Origin of the sequence: Sulfitobacter sp. AS92, assembly GCF_038900015.1 — a bacterium.
Classification (GTDB): domain Bacteria; phylum Pseudomonadota; class Alphaproteobacteria; order Rhodobacterales; family Rhodobacteraceae; genus Sulfitobacter.
The window spans coordinates 1-18,473 of the sequence record NZ_JBBMQL010000025.1; the positions used below are offsets into that span (position 1 = coordinate 1).

Consider the following 18,473-nt stretch of genomic DNA (forward strand, 5'->3'; position numbering starts at 1 on the left):
GATGGCGCTCGCCTCGCGAGTTCATCAAGGCCAAAACCGAAACCGCTTAGGTGTCCGGTGAAACAGGGGCCCGTCCAGGACGGCGCGCAGAACGTTGTCCTGATCGGCGGCCCCGGCACTGGAAAAACCCATATTGCCACCGCCCTCGGCGTGCAGGCCGTCGAACATCATCGCCGCAAGGTCCGCTTCTTCTCAACAATTGAGCTCGTTAACACGCTCGAACAGGAGAAGCCAAAGGCAAAGCTGGGCATCTCGCCGAAAGCCTTGTCCGTCTTGATCTCGTGATCCTGGACGAACTCGGCTACCTGTCGTTCAGCGCATCAGGCGGCGCGTTACTCTTCCATCTGCTCAGCAAACTTTACGAACGCACCAGCGTTGTCATCACCACGAACCTGAGCTTCAGCGAATGGGCCACGGTCTTCGGTGATCCCAAAATGACGACCGCGCTCCTCGACCGCCTGACCCACCGCTGCCACATTCTGGAAACTGGCAACGACAGCTTCCGCTTCAAGGCCAGTTCAGCCGCCGCGGCGCAGAAGAAAAGGGAAGACAATCATGTATTGACCAAAGCCTGACACACAAAACATAATCTAAAGGTGGCTCACTTCTCAGTGGAAAATCCGGCTCACTTCCGCGTGGAAATCTACATGCATACACCTCTTGCTGTAGAACATTATCGAATTTCGGGACGGCACACTGGGACATGACTAATGTCAATCTTGGCAATCGCAGCAACCATTTAAAGATATCCGTAGCGTCGTAGCATCCAGCCCGCCCGGCGCTGCACTTTTCGGCGATCCTCTTCCGGCATGTTTATCTCCCAAGAAGTATCGCGCGAAATGTGAAGTGGTCCCCCCATCCGGATGCGGCTGCCAGCAACCTGGTGCCCCGGAACAATCTCGGCCAGATTTGTGGGATCGGAGGCCGCCTGGGCCGCTCCGACCATAGCTAGAACCGGATGCAGCGCAGCCACGGGATCGACTGTGAAATCCTCATAGCGCAATCGGATTGATCGTTGCGCGCCAACCTGGGAGGCTGCAAATTCTGTCAATAAATTGAAAGCCATCCACCGATGCGCGGTGCGTATGGCTGGTGCGCCGCCAACAGGTCGTTGCACACCAATGCTCGGGTTAACCTCATGGGTTTTCATCATTGACCATGCGACGCCGCGTCCGTCTCGCATCAGGTGGATCAACGACAAATCTATCCCGGGGATGCGGGACAGTTGAAGGGCTCTGATCGGAGATTTGGAGGAATCGACGATGACACGGCAGCCGGTCGTTTGCAGGATAACGGTGAACAGGCTTTTCGTAAGGCGTGCATAGTTTTGGAAACCACTGGTCCAAAACATAGCGCCGAGCATTTGTCGCGGATTACGAATAGCCTCGAAACTCTCGCAAAGACGACGGTAATGCTCCATCGTTCCGGGTGGTTCCCGTTCTAACCATCGCGCCACAATCAGCGACCAAAGCGGGCAGGCGTGGACACGGTCCCCACATGCGCAGTATTCGTCATTCAGCCAGACATGGCGGGGCAAATTCCCAATCTCTCCTGTGCCAAAGATGCCAGGAAATTGTGCAAGCGCGATATCGACTACCGTCGAACCGCTACGGCCGTAGCCTCCGACATAAAGAACTGGAACGTTGCCTGTGCCATAAAGTTCGGCCGAGCTCGTGCGAGTTTCGATCATGGCATGCCTCCGTGAGGATTCGCGGGCTTTTCATGTGTGATATTAATGCCGCCTACCAGATTCAGGTAAATGGCTGAAACCTGTGCAACATGCGCGTTAATTGTAAGTGCACCTGCAAAACGCGCCGCTGCCGATGTGATCCGGCGACGCGTTTCGGCATCGCCCAGAAGTTGCTGAATCGCGGGGACAAATGCCGCAGGATCGAAGGGGTCGACCAGAAAACCGCTGTGCCCGCCCACGATTGCCTCAGGGTTGCCACCGTGGCGCGTTGCCACCACCGGCGTGCCGACGTGCATTGCTTCGATCAATGTGCGGCCAAAGGGCTCGTCCAATGCTGTGACAGCCAGAACGTCCACAGCCGCCATATAGGGCTCTATCGGTGTCCGGTGGCCCATCAAGTGCAGATGCCCTGCTAGCTCAAGTTCTTCGATTAGATTTTGGCATTGCGCCTCGACCCCCAGCCCGGTGACCGGCTCGGTCCCGAATACGACGCCATGAACAGGGTGGCCGGGCATCGCGGCACGGAGCTCGTGTACAACCCGAATGAAATGATTGGGCCTTTTGCGTAGGGTCAAAGCGCCAAAATACCCGATCAATGCGGCTTTCGGGGGCGCGCCAATCTCGGTCAGAAGAGCGCTTCGCGCCGCATCGCGGTCGGGAGAATCGGGTGACAGGTTAAATGGGCTTCTGACGACTTCAAACCGGTTCGAAACGGGTAAAATGGGGTGCAACGGACGCGAAAACTCCGAAACCGAGAGGATTCGGTCTGCGAAAGCCGGTGCAATGAAATTTATGCCTCGGGCATCCGGTGCCTGCCGGTGATGCCAAACAAAGTGAGCCCCTGCCATCTTTGTTGGAAGCGCCCAGCTTGCATGCATGCCACCATCATTTGTGTGGACGATGTCTATTTGCTCACGCCGAAGCAGCCGCACCAGCGACGGCACAGTGCGCAGTAGATATTTGGTAAACGAAGCATGGTCTGCAGTGCGCTTGAGACGACCAGCGAGTACGGGAGGGAACTCCAGTTTGATAGTCTGCAGCGCGAGCTCCTCCACGTGGCGGCCTAGCGCGCCTTGTATGCCATGCAGCAGAACGATCGGCGAGAATGCGCTACGGTCAAGTTGAGCGGCTAGCATGAGGGACGAAGTGTGGCTGCCACCAATCGTTTCCCCGTCGGCGTAAGGGAACAACACCCGGATCCGTCCATCAGTGACCATTAGCGGTTTCTCGATTTCGTTTTATGACTGGCAGCGGCCAAGGCCAGGGCTAGGACTAGTGGAACGTTCCAGAAGCGCGCATAAAAATGTGTGAAGGAACTTAGCATTACAGCATAAATCAGACAGACTATTAATGCGATTAATCCTTCGGTCCGTGCGTCAGCCTCAACTATGGCGGCCCAAGCGAGTGTAACGCCACTCAGCAACAGCAACACAAGGCCCAAAAGGGAAATTAAGCTACCCTCTGTCAGCAACAGTAGGTAGGAGTTATGCACGGGCGCACCATACGCGCTGATTGTGCGGTATTGATCCGCTCCCAGCCCCACACCCAACGTATCTCGGGCTATTTCCAAGGCCTCTAGGATCAGAAGGTATCGGTCTTCAAAAGTACCGGCCTGGCTCAAGTCACGTGTGGTGAGAGCGGTCAGAACGCGCTCTTGGAAGATCTCGGGCAGAATAATGTCGCCAGCAAATTTTGCGACAATCACCGCCGTAACTCCAGCTAAGATGAAGCCGATAGTGACACGGGCCGAATTGCTGAATAGTGCTGTGACCGTGGCACCAAAGACTGTCAGAATAAGCCCAGTGTTGGATCCTGTGAGGATGACCCCGTATAGTAAGACTGGTATAATCAAAGCTGCCGTAATGCGGCGGAACTTTCCGTCAAGCGTGAGGTTCAGCAAAAGAACGATCGCAATGGAACCGAGTGCTGCAGTGGCATTCTCGCGTTCGACAAGAGAGCGCAATCTACCACTGGCTGACACGAGCCGCAAATCTGGATCTGGTACGTAGTGTACAACATAGGCCCCGAAGGCCATCACAACGGCGATTGAAAAAACCAAAACTTTCAGTAGTGCCACGGTCTCTCGGTACTCTCGCCCCGCGAGCACATAGACGAGGGCGATCAGAGAAAAAAAGTACTGTAATAGAATTACAACCAAAGATAGCAGATTGCCATTCACGACCGATCCGATAGTAAGACCCGCGGCAAGCAACAATACTCCTGTGAGCCAAATTGGTGTCACCATTCCCAAAGGCGCGCGGGGCACGTTGCCCTTCAAAAGCATGACTAAGAGAGTTGCGCAGGCAGCCGCATCGGCGAGTGTCAAGTAGACTACATCGAGTCGGAAAAAATTCATCGGCGAAAGAAAGACCGTCAAGGCCGCGAGTTTCGAGTCGAGTTTACTGAGTACCGGGGCCGGACGTTGGCGAAACCGCACAGCCCGTGGCGCGGGCGATAGAAAGGGCGGCGACTGTATCGTCATGTCGCTCTCGTGACCTGGCACGCTAACGCTGCGCGCAAAATGAAACCGGCAGCGACAAGCCAGACCAAGTTGCTCAAGAGATGTGTTGCCGCTGCGCCTGCAGCGCCGAACTGAAGGGTCATCGGCCAAAAAGCTGCAAAGAACAGGACCGTCACCGAGAGGCGCAGCACAACAAGCGAAACATCGCGGTCTATGCTTAGTAGGGTGGGGACAACCGTCACCCCAACCAGGAGAACTGCGGAGGCACAAATCTGTATCCCGACCACCAACGCGGCCCCGCGGTAGGTGTCTGTGAAGACGAATACGATAAGTGGCTCGATCCAAATTAGGACAGGGGTCACAACCACGACGAGCAAAACGAAAAACGCGCCAGACAAACCAAAGGTAAAGCGGGTTAAGCGTCCTTCATCACTTGACGCGGCAAAACGTGCGAGTTCGGGGTAAATGGCTTGCGCGAGCGGTCGGCCTAGGCGCAAGCCCGCTAAGGCGCTGCGTTTTGCAACATGATAAAAACCGACGGCCGTAGGCGATACTATGGTGGCTAGTATGATTACATCGAGCCGTTGCGTCGTTTGACGTAGCAACACTGCTGAGTTGCTGTTGACGAATACCCTTAGCAGGCCCGGATTGTCGCGAATAGCCTGCAGCGGGTTGTCGGCACAGTCGGGGGCCAATTGAATGGCCATCATACGACGACCCAAAATATAGGCAAGCGCTCCATCGGAGACGGAGAAGATGACGATAATCATGACGAACGCTTCCGGTCCGCCACCGAAGACTGCCACGAGAACCGACGAGAGTGCCCGAACTATGGCCGTGACTGCATCAAGCTTTGCCAGTTTGTCGAAACAGTCAAACAGTCGCAACATGGCAATCCCGGTTGGTCGGAGTGACACAGCGAGTGCCAAGGACGCGATTTGAAGCAGCGCTAGATGTTTTTCCAGATTAAGCCATGGGGCAACTAATCCGGCCAACCCAAAGGCAAGAATTGCAGCCATAAGCCCTAGGACCACATCGACCACTGTCGAGAAACCAATCAACGTGCGGAAACGTCGCTTGTCTCCCCGCTCTAAAGCTTCGCTACCGAACCGCATGACGGCCTGCCAAGGTTCGAGGTGAACGAATAGAGCAGCCAAGCGCATATAGGCCTCAACTAGAGCCACAATGGCTAAGTTTTCCGCTCCGAGGGCCCGCGCAGCTGCAGCCATAGAAATTAGACCGCAAAGGCTCGTTACCACCTGAGAAGAAAAGACCCAGCTGACATTTCTTAGGATCCGCGCCATGATTCTTTTGTCTTTTTTGGAACTAAAGAGCTGAAGGATCATCGGGCGGCCACTGTGCTATCGGGGATGTCTCCCGCTAGAGTTGCAAGCCATGTTTCAACATGCGGAAGGCCGGTGGCTGAGTCCACGGCCCACACGTCATCGGGAATGTTCGAGTCGACACCCGTGCGCACATCTTCCCAATCGTCGGGTAGCCCGTCGCCATCACTGTCCGCGATCAAAGCCGACTCGGCAAGCAGGGGCCAGCCGCCGACTTGATCGACCGAGTCGATAACTTTGCCCGTACAAGCAAAGACGCTGTCGATAACAAGTCGATCGAGTGAATCATGCACCCTAAGGCCGGAAATAGTGTCACCAGCGCTAATCATGACGTGAGCATATGCTTCTCGTGCTGGGATTACGGTGGCCATTGTGTCAGCGGATGTTGCAGTCATCGCTCTTTGAGCAGCAGGATCCAGCAGCAGCGCGCTTCGCCCATTGACGCATCCGTCGCGAGAGGGCATTATATTGCCCCAAGCGGCAATTTCGATCGATGCCTCTGTCCAATCGAACACCTGCAAGCCCTCTGGAACGTTATTAATAGTACTTGGGCCCGGCATCACAATGTTTCCGGCATAAATAAGTGATACGTCACCGGCGAGGTCGTATATTTCACCGAACTGGCTGATTGGGTTATAGAAAACGTTGTTGATCACCTCGACTGGACCGATAGATGTTGCCTTGATATCGGGGTTTCTGTCGCGGTGATGCGCAAATAGATTGCGCAGCAGGCTTATGCGTCCGCATTCGAATCTGGCGCCCTCCGTTGAGCAGATGAGTGCTCCTTTAGAATGACGTCCATCGGGATGGTTAGCTTTGTCGAGACTGAGGGCCAGTAAACTGTCGGCGAGAGTGATATCTGTCGAACGACCGCCCGAGACGTGGATATTGAAGGTTTCGTCCGTCGCAAAAGCCATCGAGAGATTGCCAAAGTAAAGACGTTCAGAGTCTTCGACTGTCAAGGCATCGACAGTCGGTGACGGCTCGAAACTGGGACCCGGCCGTAGCCTGATGAACCGCAAAATCACGTCATGACTGTCTTCAAGGACCAAGATGCCGTGGCGGGGCCCTTCCAAGCGGACCTGGATTCCGTCACCCGGGGCGGTTTGACCAGCTATATAGAGGTTGGAACCGACCCGTATGGGTCGATCCACAACGATCGTGCCGGAAACGGCGAAGACACATATCCTTGGCGTATCACCGTTCTCAGCACAGTCACGCAGGGTACCAAGTCCGTCCCCGGCAAGATTGGTGACGCGGACTACGTCGCCTCCTCTCCATCCACTTGCAATCGCTCCGTACCCATCTGCTCCGGGAAAGGCCAACTCCTGGCCTAGCGCTGGCCACACACACGGCAAGCCCGAGACGACCAATGCGAGGGCGCTTGTCCGAAAGCTTCGTTTGAGCCTAGGAAAGTCGATATTTCGCATAGGCAGCACCTCCAAGATAAGCGCCAGTCCGATACCGGCGCTGTTCGCGAGGGTCGACACCGCTAAAGACGGTTCCAGTAATGTTAGAGCCGCTCCGCTTAAGCCGATCATGCGTCTCACGTAATTCGTCGGCCTGCGACTGACCCCACTTCACAACGATCAGCACCGCGTCGGCCAAGGTCCCGAAACGACAAGCATCGTTAAAAACGAGCGCCGGCGGCACATTGAATAAGATTAGATCGTAATGTCTGCGCAACTCCGGCATAAGATTTGTTTCAACGTCATGAAGCACTTGGAAATTCAGACGTTCCCGCGCTCCAACGCTGATAAAGTCAAGCCCGTCGGCCAGTTTAGCGGATATGTCGAACGCGAATCCTCTATCCCCGGACCCCGATGATGGCACCTCCGTGGGGCCCCCACACGCTTTCGCTTTGTCGAATTGCTCGGCTAGGTTCTTAGGCGACAAGATTTTAGCTCCTGCGCAAGCGAGCGTCAAAGCGCTTTCTTGATGGACGTCAAGATCCAGAATCAGAACCCGCAATCCATCCCGCGCCGCAGAGCCGGCTATGGATAATGCACCCTCGGACTTACCCTCATCCGGAAGGCTTGACGTGATCATCAAGACTTTCGCTTCTTTGGTAGCGTGTTTCTTCAACAAGAGGGTCAGAATGCCCCGAAGTGCCTCATTGTAAAATGATTTCGGATCAATCGAAAGGTATTCAAGAGGTGGCGGTCGACGTAACCGGATACCTCGGCGTGGGATGCGCGGCACCGTACCGTAGTTCCGCAACCCGATAATCCTCAGTACGTCGGCTTCCGTCCAAACCCTCCGACTGAGCGACTCAGTGAGAAGGGCGGTTACGAAGGCAAGGATTGCCGCAGCCACGAAACAAAGTGCGAGCGCTACTGCATGATTGGGCCATGCTGGTTCGACAGGGACCCGCGCGACTGTTACATGTCGTGCGGACCGCGGCACGAAATCAAGCTGCGTTTCCAATTCGTTCAGTCGCTCGGCAGCATTTTGGTAGCGGGCTTGCTCTAGTTTCAAAGCTCGTTCCATTCTGCCGAGCGTGAGCGTGGCTGCTGTATGTTCGCGCAAACGCCGTCCAATCTCCACAAGTGCGGCTTTATTCTGAACTAAATCCGCTTCCTGCCCCGCTTCCCCTTCGAGCGCATCGACGATTGCGGACAAGCGCATCTCCTCCCACAAGAGCCTGTCAAGACGATCGGCATCATCGAGGCCATTGGCTCGCACGTAATCCGCGAACTCCAGTTCCATTTCGCTTAACTTGGCTGACATTCCCGTGGCGCGGGTTTCTAGGAAGGCGATAGATTGTTGGATTTCTGCATGCTGGGAGCGTTCGGATCGCGCAATGTAGGTTTGCGCGACGCCGTTTGCGATAGCGGCGGTTAGTTCGGGATCCGGCGTCTCTGCCACAATTTCGATTGCGAGGCTTTCACCTGAGCGAAAGACAGAATAGCTCGCCAGCAACCGATCTATGGTTCGAGCTCTCAACTCGGTCGCTGACATTGCTGGGGCGTCAGGTGCGGGCACGAAGATGAAACGTGTTGCCAACGAAGGTTGCTCCGCCAAAGCGGCGGCGAACTGGCGAGAGCGAAGGACGTCGAGTTCGGTCTCAACGATGGAGCGCGAGACGTCAAAAGTCTCCAGCTGAGCTGCCGTCCGGCTTATGCGGGTCTCCGAGGGCGTGAGAACGATCGTTGCGCGGGTCACATAGAGTTCTTCGACCGATTGCAGATAGAAGGCCGCGGCGCCCATTATGGTTGCGATCATAAGGACGGCTATCCGGGCTTGGCGGCGGAGAACCAACAGCAGCCCTTCCAGTCCCATCCGCTCCTGCGAAATTTGGGTGTCGTATACTTCTAGCGCGCCAAGATTTCCTGTCGCGGTCATCTGCCCGCCTCCGGCCGTTCCGTACGTTCAGTCTTTTGTCCATTGGGATCTGCCGCCGCGGTCGGCATTGCTGGAACGCAGGCGCGCCTGCGATTATCCAGCGCGTTGGCGTAGAAGGTTTCATGCGCGGCAATATAAGGATCAAATGAAAACCGCTCTGCGACCCGCGCCCGCCCCGCCAGCCCTGAGGCGGTCCGCTCGGAAGGTGTGAGATCGAGGATACCAGATAGTGCGCGTGCCATAGCCGCTAAGTCCCGGGGGGGCACTACGGCGCCTGTCGGTCCAACGAGTTCGGCGCAGTCGCCGACATCAGTCACGATGCAGGGTACACCCGCTGCCATCGCCTCTGCAACGGCTAGCGGAAATGCCTCGCCCCAGGCTGACGAAAGAAGAAAGGCGTCGAAAGCTGGCACAAGCGCGGCTACATCGGCCCGAGTTTCCAAGCAACTTATATTATCGGCGATCCCGAGAACAGTTGCCTCCGCTTGGGCCGGTCCGTTGGCTTGTCCTGTTCCCATCAGCACGCCATGTACGTCACGCCCGTTGGCCCGCAATTTAGCGATCGTTCGCACCATCGCCACGTGGTCTTTCATCGGGTGGTTCCGTGCGACAGTGCCAATGATTTGGCTGCTTTTTGAAATGCCGCAGAGTTCGGTCAGCCGGGCCCGCGCACCGTGGTCTGGTCGGAAAACGGCTGCGTTGACCGCATTTGGGATGACACGCGCTCGGTCTCTCGCATAGCCAATCGCTTCATGTTGTGTGCGGGACGTGGAGGAGCAGTAAGAGATTCCGTCGACCCGATGCGAGAGTGCGGCCATCATTCGGATCACCATCCGTGTCGAGGCCTTCTCGGCCTTAATGTCTGCTAGCGAATGGTGGATACCCCAGACCAACGCGGTGCTGCGCAGGCCAACCCTACCGATGAGAGCGGCTAAACATCCGTGATACATCCAACCAAAAATAACGTCGGGAGACTCAGTCGCCAGCTTGTGTCGAAGATCAAGCATTGCGCGCCATGACTTCGCGCCTGGTGACAGCCCAAAATGATGCACCGGGATACCGGCGCTTAAAAATTCCTTCGAAATCGGACCCTGTGCCATGAGCGCGATCACTGAGTGAGACTTCCGCGAAGAACCTAAGGCACGAAGGTAGCGCGACAGCATGATTTGTGCGCCGCCGACATCGGTACTCGTAATGATGTGAATTACCCTCATGAGCCAATGGTTGCCTTAAGTGTCATTCCGTGGCAATATATACTTGGATAGGTGCACCTAAGCGATATTGTTAGTCCAACTACTGGTTTCGAGGAGATTTCTTCGATGTACGACGGCGTTTTTCCAGGTAGCGCGGCAGACCTGTCTATACAGGTGTTAATAGTATGAGCCGCAAAACAGAGTTCGCGATAGCGTTTATCCTTTCAATTATTCTGCTACCCTTATTTCTCTTCGCGAGCGCAGTAGTGGTAATCAAGCTTGGATCGCCAGTGTTTTTTGTTCAGAAGCGCACGGGCAAAAGTGGGCGTTGTTTACGGGTCGTGAAGCTTCGCACTATGCACAAGCAACCCGACGACGGACCACTGCTACTTGATGTTGAACGGGTCACACCCGCGACTGATTTGCTACGCCGTCTGCGGTTGGATGAATTGCCACAATTGATCGCCGTATTGCGCGGAGACTTGGCGCTCGTCGGCCCTCGGCCTTTGCTTCGCCACACGGTTGAGGCTTTCGGTGTGAAAGGCGAGCAGCGGTGCAAGGTGCGGCCGGGTATCACCGGCTGGTCGCAGGTAAGTGGAAACACGCGTCTTAGCAATGACGAAAAGCTGCAGCTCGATCTGTGGTATGTCGCAAACCGATCAGCCGCACTTGATTTTCGTATCTTGGCTGAAACGGTATCGGTTGCATTGCTCGGCGAACGGCGCAGGCCAGAACGTCTGGTAGCAGCGAAGTATATCATATTAGTAGAACAAACCTCGGGGAGCCAGACATCGTGAGAACGGTTTTTATTGGTGCGGTTGAGGGCTCGGCAAGGGCGCTTGAGGCTCTATGTAGCTCAGGTTACGCACCACGTCTCGTTGTCACCTTGCCGCTTGACCTGTCACATCGGCACTCTGACTTTGCAGATCTGGAGCCGATTTGTAAGGCTTATGGGTTGTCACTCCACCGTACCTCGAAATCTGAAGCGGCAGACACGCTAGGCCACATTGCAGAGCTGCAACCGGACCTTTTACTAGTGATCGGGTGGTCGCAGCTATGTGGTCCTGCTCTTCGCAATATCCCCCGAATAGGCAGTCTTGGCTTCCATCCGTCTGCACTACCACGCCTTCGCGGGCGTGGCGTGATCCCTTGGACGATCATTATGGGGGTTAAGGAAACCGGCGCGACCCTGTTTTGGCTGGGGGACGGGGCTGATACCGGTCCGATCGCAAGTCAGCGACGGATTTCGGTGAATCCTGATTGCGAAACCGCAGCGAGCCTTTATGAAAAGCAAATCACGGCGCTTGCCGAAATGCTGCCGCCGTTGGTTGCTCGGATTGCTGAAGGTGACATCCCTGCAGATCCGCAGGATGATAGTCTAGCAAGCGTTTGTGCCCGTAGACGTCCTGAGAATGCGCGCATCGACTGGTCGAGGCCAGCGGAAGAGATCGAAAGGCTAATCCGCGCCGCCGGACCGCCGTATCCAGGCGCTTTCACCTATGCCGACGATGGCACAAAGTTAGTTCTTATCCTCGCAGAACCACATCCGCGGGAGAACTACTTCATCGGCTTGCCGGGCCAAGTTCAAGCCGTCAATGGCAATAATTTCACCGTATCTTGCGGAGATTCCCGTAGTATCGACATTACCGCCTGGGAGGGCGTCGACAAACTTCCTCGTGTGCACACGCTTCTCGGAAAAGAGCAAAAATGAGTTTCAATTTCGGTATGGGTGCCGGCCATGCTCTGGTCATCGCGCCGCATCCAGACGATGAGGTTCTGGGCGCCGGTGGAACGATGGCCCGGCTGGCGGCTGAGGGGTGGGAGGTGCATGTCTGTGTAGTCACCAGTGGAGCCCCACCGCAATTTGACGCCGCGCAGACCCAACGCGTCCGAGCCGAGGCCAAACGTGTGCACGACCGGCTCGGTGTGACAAAGTGCCATTGGCTCGGGTTTCCGGCGGCCGGTCTCTCGGAAACGCCACATGCGGAGCTAAACGCGGGGATCGAGGGCATTGTGCGGTCGCTGGCGCCCGAAATATTGCTCATTCCGCATCTGGGCGACATGCACCTCGACCATCAAGCCTGCTTCACTTCAAGTCTTGTTGCAAGCCGGCCGCACCAAGACACATTTCCTAGGGTGATCATGGCCTATGAGACTTTGTCGGAAACCAACTGGAATGCGCCTCAGCTTACTCCGGGGTTCCTGCCCTCGATCTTCGTCGACATTGAAGAGACTCTGGAAGCCAAGCTCGATGCTTTCGCACTGTATGAAAGTCAGGTTCGCCGAGCGCCACATGAACGCTCGCTAAAGACCCTTCGTGCGCTCGCGACAGTGCGCGGCGCAACCGTCCACCGCAATGCCTGCGAAGCTTTCGTGCCCGTGCGCATAGTACTGTGAGGTCAAATTAGATGACGAGCTGGCCAATCTTCGATGATGAACAAGTGGGGGCAGTGACGCGCGTGCTACGTTCAGGCCGCGTGAATGCCTGGACGGGTCCGGAGGTCGGCGAATTCGAGACGGCTTTCGCAAAGCTCGTGGGTGCCGAACACGCGATTGCGATGGCCAACGGCAGTGTTACGCTGGACACAGCGCTACGCATGCTCGATCTCGCGCCCGGTGACGAGGTTATCGTGACGCCACGAAGCTTCGTTGTGTCGGCGTCATCCATTATGCTGGCCGGGGGCATACCCGTCTTCTCAGATGTCGACCGGGACAGCCAAAACATCACGCCAGACACAATTGCACCGCTGATCGGCCCACGCACGCGGGGTATCTTGGCCGTTCATCACGCAGGTTGGCCTTGCGAGATGGGAGAGATACTGGATCTCGCGCAGGCCCATGATTTATGGGTCATTGAAGACTGTGCGCAGGCCCATGGGGCAGAGATCATGGGGCACCATGTCGGCAGATTCGGCACCTTTGGATCCTTTTCATTCTGTCAAGACAAGATCATGACGACAGGCGGGGAGGGTGGCCTGCTGGTCACCAATAACAATACCCTCTTCGACCGTGCCTGGAGCTTTAAAGATCATGGCAAGAGCCGGAGCCGTCTTATGGCGCCGGCGGAGGTGCCAGGCTTCCGATGGCTGCACGATGGCCCGCCAGGCACCAATCTGCGGATGACAGGCATACAGGCCGCGTTGGGGCTAATTCAAATCGGCCGGTTGCCGGAGTGGCAAAGCATTCGGCAGCGGAACGCGCTTATAATAGCCGACGCACTCGCTGAAAACCCACTATTCCGCGTGCCTATGCCAAGGCATGGGATCACCCATGCCTATTACCGTTTCTATTCATTTTTAAGACCCGAGGCATTGAGCCACGGGTGGAGCCGTGACCGTATACTTAATGAACTGCGGGCTGCGGGATTTCCGGCGCTGACCGGAAGCTGCCCTGAGATTTATCGCGAGCGTGTGTTTAAGGATCAGGGTGTGGGTCCATCCGCTCGGCTCCCGGTTGCGAAGGAACTCGGCGAAACTAGCCTCGCCTTTCTTGTGGACCCGGCGCAGACGGATGACGGGATCGCCGCTCTCACTGGCACACTCAAGGCAATCGCTCGACAAGCCGTCCGTTGATCGCCGCGTTTCGCTCTGACCGAGTTCTGAGGCGCGATAAAGTAGGACCGAAGCTTATGATCCATGCGTCGACTAACCGCCACCCACGGTAACTTTCACTTCTATGATGTCGCCCGGCTGTACCGTCTCATTCATGGCGGCGAGTCGCCCCTTTTCAGCATTTCCCGGGCCGCGGTAGATAAAAACCTCGACTGATGTGTTTATCTGTTGCGAAAGTGAACCGCCGCTTCCAAGGAGCACTGCTTGAAGGCCTTCAATACGTCCTCCAATCTGCGATAGCTCGCGAACGAGATCCTGATTTTGCGAAAGCAGGTCACTGCTATACTCGTTCTTGGCGCGCTCAATTTCCGCAAGGAGGCGTTCCCGCTCAGATTGCGTGCCAAAAATATCGCTCTCTATCGTCAGAAGCCGCGTTGAGGCGGATAAGGCCGCCAACCTGACGTTGTTGATTGCATCTGCAGTTGCCAGGCCTCTATCCATCAGATCTAGATAGCGCGCCAAACGTTCTTCTTCAGCGACCGATGCAGTCGAGTAGTTTTCAAACGCGGCGCGGAGCCTCTCTATGCGTTGATTGACCAGCTCGATACGCGCGTTAAGTGCCTTATTGCCAAGTGTGCGCTCACTAATGGCAAGACGAATTTCCTCGATTGCCGCAGAAGCGCCTTCATCACCAAGAAGTTCAAATAATGCAGCCATATCATCTTCGGGAATATCTTCCAAAGATGTTGGGGGTGTCAGAAGGATATTGTTTTTCAAGAACGCAGCTTGAAGAAGTTTGCGTAGCTCTAACGCTGCATGTAGCTGTGCAGGTACCTCTAGCGCTGGAGAAGGTCCTCCTTGAAAGATTTCAACACCGCCACCAGCTCCGATTGCTCCACGCACGCTCATTCCCGGAGCAAACTCGATGGCGCCAGACTGAGCGACTTGACCGATTATCGTTATCGGGCGAAATCGAGAAATCTCAAGGAAGAGGTTATCGGAGTGCAAAACGGCAAATGGTGGGGTTCTGCCGGGAAGGTTGGGGACCTCGACTCCGACTGCGGCTTGTTTGATCTTTCGTTCCAGGTCGCCGAGCGTAAGGCCAGCTGCGTAGAAGGTGCCAATATAGGGGAAACCAACTTCTCCGCTCGAACCTATCGTCGCGACATGAGGAGCCGGTTCTAATCCGAGATAACTTAGAGAAAGTTCATCGCCCGGATGCAGCCGGTAAGGCATGACTTCGGCTGATGATTGAGTAACAACCAGGCCGTAAAATGATGCGCACCAAACTATCCTCCGAAGGGCTACGAGTAGCGCGTCGAACCATCGGAGGGGAGAATTACAAAGACTGTTCAAGTTCGTTTCCTGGTGGGCATAAGTTTTTACCCCTCAAACATTAATATGCCACTCACTCCTTACGGACTGCCATGTGTAAGCTAGCTAGTCCGAGAACAATAATCAACAGAATCTCAGTTTCCTTGCGTCTGCCAGTTGTTATGCCAAGCAGAATCGGGCCAACTGAGAAAATAGCGTCGCCTCTCAGATCGGCCAGCAGATCTTGAACCTGTATGAAGTCATTCTGAGACATGGGTTGGGTGGCAGGTGGCGTCGCAATACTAGAAATACGAACATCAAAACCACACGCAACACTGACCCACTGTGCGTGAGATATTCAGTCTGAAGTGGTCCGGCAAAACTGGACAGCGTGCTAAGATGTATCCAACCTTGAAGACAGGATACACAAATGACGAAGAGACGCAGTTTTTCAGACAAGTTCAAAGCTACTGTGGCACTCGAGGCGCTACGTGGTGACAAGACCGCGCAAGAGATTGCAGCGAAGCACAAGGTTCATCCAACGCAGGTGACGACGTGGAAGCGACAGGCCATTGATGGGCTGACCAGGGTATTTTCCGATAAGGTCCGGCGGGCCGAAGATAACGAAGCTGAGGTAAATGAGCTTCACGCCAAGATCGGAAAGCTGGCGGTCGAAAACGATTTTTTGTCACAAGGGCTAAAGCGATGAGCCCGACCGAACGCAAGGCGCTGATCAACGCTGAACGCACAGACCTGAGCCTGACCAAGCAGTGCAAGTTGCTGAAGATTAGCCGGTCGTCGCTTTATTATACGCCGGTCGGTGTGAAGGCTGAGACGCTGGAATTGATGAACGAGATTGATCGGGTGTTCACCAAATACCCGTTTTTTGGCAGCCGCCAGATCGCAGCCTACTTGCCCAGAAACGGGCTCCATGCAGGTCGGCATCGTGTGCGCCGCTTGATGGGTATCATGGGGCTACAGGCCATCTACAAAGGCCCGAACACCAGCAAGAAGCACCCACAGCATCGCATTTATCCCTACCTGCTGAGAAAGCTACCGATCACGCGATCCAATCATGTTTGGTGCAGTGACATTACCTACATCCCCGTGCGACGTGGCTTCTTATATCTGGTGGCGATCATGGACTGGGCGACGCGCAAGGTGCTGGCGTGGCGGCTATCGAACACGTTGGATGCCAGCTTCTGTGTCGAAGCCTTGAAAGAAGCCATCGCCGGATATGGTAGACCCGAAATAATGAATACCGATCAAGGATCGCAGTTCACAGGTTCAGCCTGGATCACCACTTTGACTGACGCTGACATCAAAATATCGATGGATGGGCGTGGCCGTTATCTCGACAACATCTTCATCGAACGGCTGTGGCGATCCCTTAAACAGGAGGCCGTATACTTGCATGAATTGCAGGACGGGTTCCAAGCCAAACGCGTTATCAAAGATTGGATCAGCTTCTACAACATCGAGCGGCCTCACACCGCTCTCGACAAACGATCACCCGACGACGCATTCTTCACAACAGAACGGACGCAGAAGGCCGCATGAAACCAACCAGATCACATCTTAGCTGAGCCGCAAACCTGTCCTAAAAAGCAGGACCACTTCAGGCTACAACACGGCACCGGAGTGCTTGGTTAAGATCTGTAAATAAGATGTACCGACGGCATTAACCACCAGGTTAGGCTGAGCAATAGAGCGTAACATCGACCACGATTTTCAATCGTTTCTTAAAAAACTTACAGGCGCGTTTCTTGCTTTTCGGGAACGGCTTCGAGTCCCGTAGGATGAGTGACGAAGTCAAAATATGTCGCTGTTGGGTGCTCGGAACACAAAGTTTCAAAAAATTCCCGCGCCTCTAAAAGTCCGTCGAACGCCTGTTCCGTCAGTAAGACATAGACGCCTTCATGGACGTCCCCTTGGGCAACAGAGACCACGAAGCAACCACGCGCGGCTGTGGCGCAATACGTTTCGTTCTGCGGACCTAAAGCAGCCAGCATGGATGCAGGCACAATATCAATCCGGAGATCTTGGGAGTAAAAATTCTTGATTTTCTTGACCATCATCGCAGGCCTCTTTTCTTGAGGGCACAACGTTACGTTAGGCTAAGAGTGCTTTGGGAGCAAGGATGTGGCGGCGTTTCACCCATCGCGTGGTCCAGTTTGAAGGTTAGAGCATCTGACCTAATGGGATGAACTGCCTTCCCGCCAAACCGCAGCTATTGTTGCGGGCATAGGTGGAGAGAGAGGAGCATTCTGATGGGTATCGAAGTATTAGGCATTGATCTGGGCAATACCGTTTGTAGCCTTGCGGGATTGGACGCAACAGGCGCGGTCGTGTACCGCAAGCGCCTTCAACGGCACCGGTTGCTGGACTTTCTGGAAGGTTTGGAACCCTGCATTGTTGCGATGGAGGCTTGCGGCGGCGCGCATCACATTGGTCGTTTTTGCCTTCAACACGGACATGAGCCTCGGCTCATGTCGCCGCTTTATGTCCGGCCTTACGTCAAGGTTCACAAAAATGATGACCGTGATGCGGAGGCGATCGCCGAGGCCGCGACGCGCCCGACAATGTCATTCGTCGCGATCAAATCGGAAGAGCAGCTTGATCTTCAGGCTCTGCACCGAGCCCGCGAGCGGCTGGTGACCGAAAGGACACGCCTTATCAATCAAGGCCGGGGCTTTCTTATGGAGCGCGGCATTCGGGTCGGAGCAGGCCGCACGTCTTCCATAAAGAGCTAGTCAGATTGGTTGCAACAGGCACCGCTGATCTTTCGCACCGTATCCTGTCGATGTTGTCAGACATGATGTCGGAGCTGGCCACGATCAACGACCGGGTCGAAGCGATCGACACCGAGATCAGGGCAGATGCCGACATGCAGCGCTTGATGGAAATCCCTGGCGTCGGCCCAACGATTGCCAGCGCCCTTGTGGCCGCCGTTGGAACCGGCAGCAGCTTTGCCAAAGGGCGCGATCTTGCTGGTCGGCCGCCAAGGCTCTGAGCGGGCGGCGGTGATTGTAAAACGCCATCCATTTCGCGACTTCCGATCGAGCTTGAAACCCGGTCTCCCAAGCGTGCAGGTGCACGCACTCGTATTTCAGGGGTCGCCATAGACGCTCGATAAAGATGTTGTCGGGGTAGCGGCCCTTGCCATCCATTGAGATGCGGATGCCCGACCGGCGCAGGCGGTCGGTCCAAGCAGGGGTGTAAACTGTGATCCCTCGACGCAATTCATGCTAGAGCACCGACAGGTAATGTGGGGGGACCGGGCCATTCTGATCGTGCTGTGAGCTTCTAAGTCGGCTTAACGCGCCTCTTGGGCTGGAGATGTCATGCCTTACTGTGAGGTCACCCGGCACATATTTGCGGCGTTTAGAAAGTTTTACACCCGGTTTCCACGATAGGTCCCGCTGAGACGCGGTACCCTCTTCTTGGGTTTGCGAACACGGTTTGAAGGTCCGTAAGATTTTCCATGCAGCGGTCGGCCACTTCAGCGTTTCGGGTGCTCCCATCGACATAGATATCTAGCCAAGGATGCCCCTCCCAACCGACATGGCAAGGTCC

16 protein-coding genes and 2 pseudogenes are annotated in these 18,473 nt (G+C 55.5%); 8 read left to right on the forward strand and 10 right to left on the reverse strand.

What is annotated here, in order from left to right; genetic code table 11:
- Positions 1 to 78: 78 nt before the first annotated feature.
- Positions 79 to 575 (forward strand): annotated as a pseudogene (locus tag WNY61_RS19985) (ATP-binding protein); the annotation flags it as partial.
- Between the two features lie 164 nt (positions 576 to 739).
- On the opposite strand, the gene WNY61_RS19990 reads toward WNY61_RS19985, so the two are convergent.
- The 7 genes from WNY61_RS19990 to WNY61_RS20020 all read right to left on the reverse strand — a co-directional run bounded on the left by WNY61_RS19990 (position 740) and on the right by WNY61_RS20020 (position 10,053).
- Positions 740 to 1,690 (reverse strand): sulfotransferase, encoded by a 951-nt coding sequence (locus WNY61_RS19990; protein WP_342853195.1) that lies wholly within the window; start codon positions 1,688 to 1,690, stop codon positions 740 to 742.
- On the reverse strand, positions 1,687 to 2,907 hold the full coding sequence (locus tag WNY61_RS19995; RefSeq protein WP_342853196.1) for a glycosyltransferase family 4 protein: 1,221 nt from the start codon (positions 2,905 to 2,907) through the stop codon (positions 1,687 to 1,689). The genes WNY61_RS19990 and WNY61_RS19995 overlap by 4 nt, the downstream gene beginning before the upstream one ends.
- On the reverse strand, positions 2,907 to 4,172 hold the full coding sequence (locus tag WNY61_RS20000; protein ID WP_342853197.1) for a hypothetical protein: 1,266 nt from the start codon (positions 4,170 to 4,172) through the stop codon (positions 2,907 to 2,909). Before WNY61_RS20000 ends, WNY61_RS19995 begins: the two co-directional genes overlap by 1 nt.
- A complete protein-coding gene (locus WNY61_RS20005) occupies positions 4,169 to 5,497 on the reverse strand; it encodes an oligosaccharide flippase family protein (protein WP_342853198.1) in 1,329 nt (442 codons plus the stop codon). The genes WNY61_RS20000 and WNY61_RS20005 overlap by 4 nt, the downstream gene beginning before the upstream one ends.
- Positions 5,494 to 6,456: a hypothetical protein gene (locus tag WNY61_RS20010; protein ID WP_342853199.1), complete on the reverse strand. Its 963-nt coding sequence runs from the start codon at positions 6,454 to 6,456 to the stop codon at positions 5,494 to 5,496. Before WNY61_RS20010 ends, WNY61_RS20005 begins: the two co-directional genes overlap by 4 nt.
- Positions 6,457 to 6,901: 445 nt before the next feature.
- Entirely contained in the window at positions 6,902 to 8,839 is a 1,938-nt protein-coding gene (locus WNY61_RS20015; RefSeq protein WP_342853200.1) for a hypothetical protein, read from the reverse strand.
- On the reverse strand, positions 8,836 to 10,053 hold the full coding sequence (locus tag WNY61_RS20020) for a glycosyltransferase (protein WP_342853202.1): 1,218 nt from the start codon (positions 10,051 to 10,053) through the stop codon (positions 8,836 to 8,838). The genes WNY61_RS20015 and WNY61_RS20020 overlap by 4 nt, the downstream gene beginning before the upstream one ends.
- 164 nt (positions 10,054 to 10,217) lie before the next feature.
- Between WNY61_RS20020 and WNY61_RS20025 the strand changes: the two genes are divergently transcribed.
- Genes WNY61_RS20025 through WNY61_RS20040 form a run of 4 tightly spaced genes read left to right on the forward strand, consistent with a single transcriptional unit; the run spans position 10,218 to position 13,604 of the window.
- Positions 10,218 to 10,829, forward strand: coding sequence for a sugar transferase (locus WNY61_RS20025; RefSeq protein ID WP_342853203.1), 612 nt, complete (start codon positions 10,218 to 10,220; stop codon positions 10,827 to 10,829).
- The gene (locus tag WNY61_RS20030) at positions 10,826 to 11,743 is read left to right on the forward strand and encodes a formyltransferase family protein (RefSeq protein ID WP_342853204.1); all 918 of its coding nucleotides are present in this window, start codon (positions 10,826 to 10,828) and stop codon (positions 11,741 to 11,743) included. The genes WNY61_RS20025 and WNY61_RS20030 overlap by 4 nt, the downstream gene beginning before the upstream one ends.
- On the forward strand, positions 11,740 to 12,429 hold the full coding sequence (locus WNY61_RS20035; protein ID WP_342853206.1) for a PIG-L deacetylase family protein: 690 nt from the start codon (positions 11,740 to 11,742) through the stop codon (positions 12,427 to 12,429). Before WNY61_RS20030 ends, WNY61_RS20035 begins: the two co-directional genes overlap by 4 nt.
- Before the next feature lie 11 nt (positions 12,430 to 12,440).
- Entirely contained in the window at positions 12,441 to 13,604 is a 1,164-nt protein-coding gene (locus WNY61_RS20040; protein WP_342853207.1) for a DegT/DnrJ/EryC1/StrS aminotransferase family protein, read from the forward strand.
- Positions 13,605 to 13,676: 72 nt separating this feature from the next.
- Here the strand turns inward: WNY61_RS20040 and WNY61_RS20045 are convergent, their stop codons facing one another.
- Complete coding sequence (locus tag WNY61_RS20045) at positions 13,677 to 14,939, reverse strand: polysaccharide biosynthesis/export family protein (RefSeq protein ID WP_342853208.1); 1,263 nt, start codon at positions 14,937 to 14,939, stop codon at positions 13,677 to 13,679.
- Positions 14,940 to 15,327: 388 nt separating this feature from the next.
- Here WNY61_RS20045 and WNY61_RS20050 point away from each other — a divergent pair.
- Positions 15,328 to 16,457 (forward strand): IS3 family transposase gene (locus WNY61_RS20050; protein ID WP_342853209.1). Its coding sequence is split into 2 segments (ribosomal slippage): positions 15,328 to 15,601 and positions 15,601 to 16,457, totalling 1,131 coding nucleotides; the frame shifts between segments, so codons are not numbered across the junction.
- A 191-nt stretch (positions 16,458 to 16,648) separates the two neighbouring features.
- Here the strand turns inward: WNY61_RS20050 and WNY61_RS20055 are convergent.
- Positions 16,649 to 16,975 carry a hypothetical protein gene (locus tag WNY61_RS20055; RefSeq protein ID WP_342853210.1) on the reverse strand — a complete coding sequence of 109 codons (327 nt, stop codon included), beginning with the start codon at positions 16,973 to 16,975 and terminating at the stop codon, positions 16,649 to 16,651.
- Between the two features lie 192 nt (positions 16,976 to 17,167).
- Between WNY61_RS20055 and WNY61_RS20060 the strand changes: the two genes are divergently transcribed.
- Together WNY61_RS20060 and WNY61_RS20065 are read left to right on the forward strand one after the other, a co-directional pair.
- Positions 17,168 to 17,650, forward strand: coding sequence for an IS110 family transposase (locus WNY61_RS20060; protein WP_342853211.1), 483 nt, complete (start codon positions 17,168 to 17,170; stop codon positions 17,648 to 17,650).
- A 146-nt stretch (positions 17,651 to 17,796) separates the two neighbouring features.
- A complete protein-coding gene (locus WNY61_RS20065; RefSeq protein ID WP_342853212.1) occupies positions 17,797 to 17,910 on the forward strand; it encodes a transposase in 114 nt (37 codons plus the stop codon).
- On the opposite strand, the pseudogene WNY61_RS20070 reads toward WNY61_RS20065, so the two are convergent.
- Positions 17,897 to 18,079: pseudogene (locus tag WNY61_RS20070) on the reverse strand (integrase core domain-containing protein); the annotation flags it as partial. The gene WNY61_RS20065 and the pseudogene WNY61_RS20070 sit on opposite strands and share 14 nt — an antisense overlap.
- Positions 18,080 to 18,473: the final 394 nt, after the last annotated feature.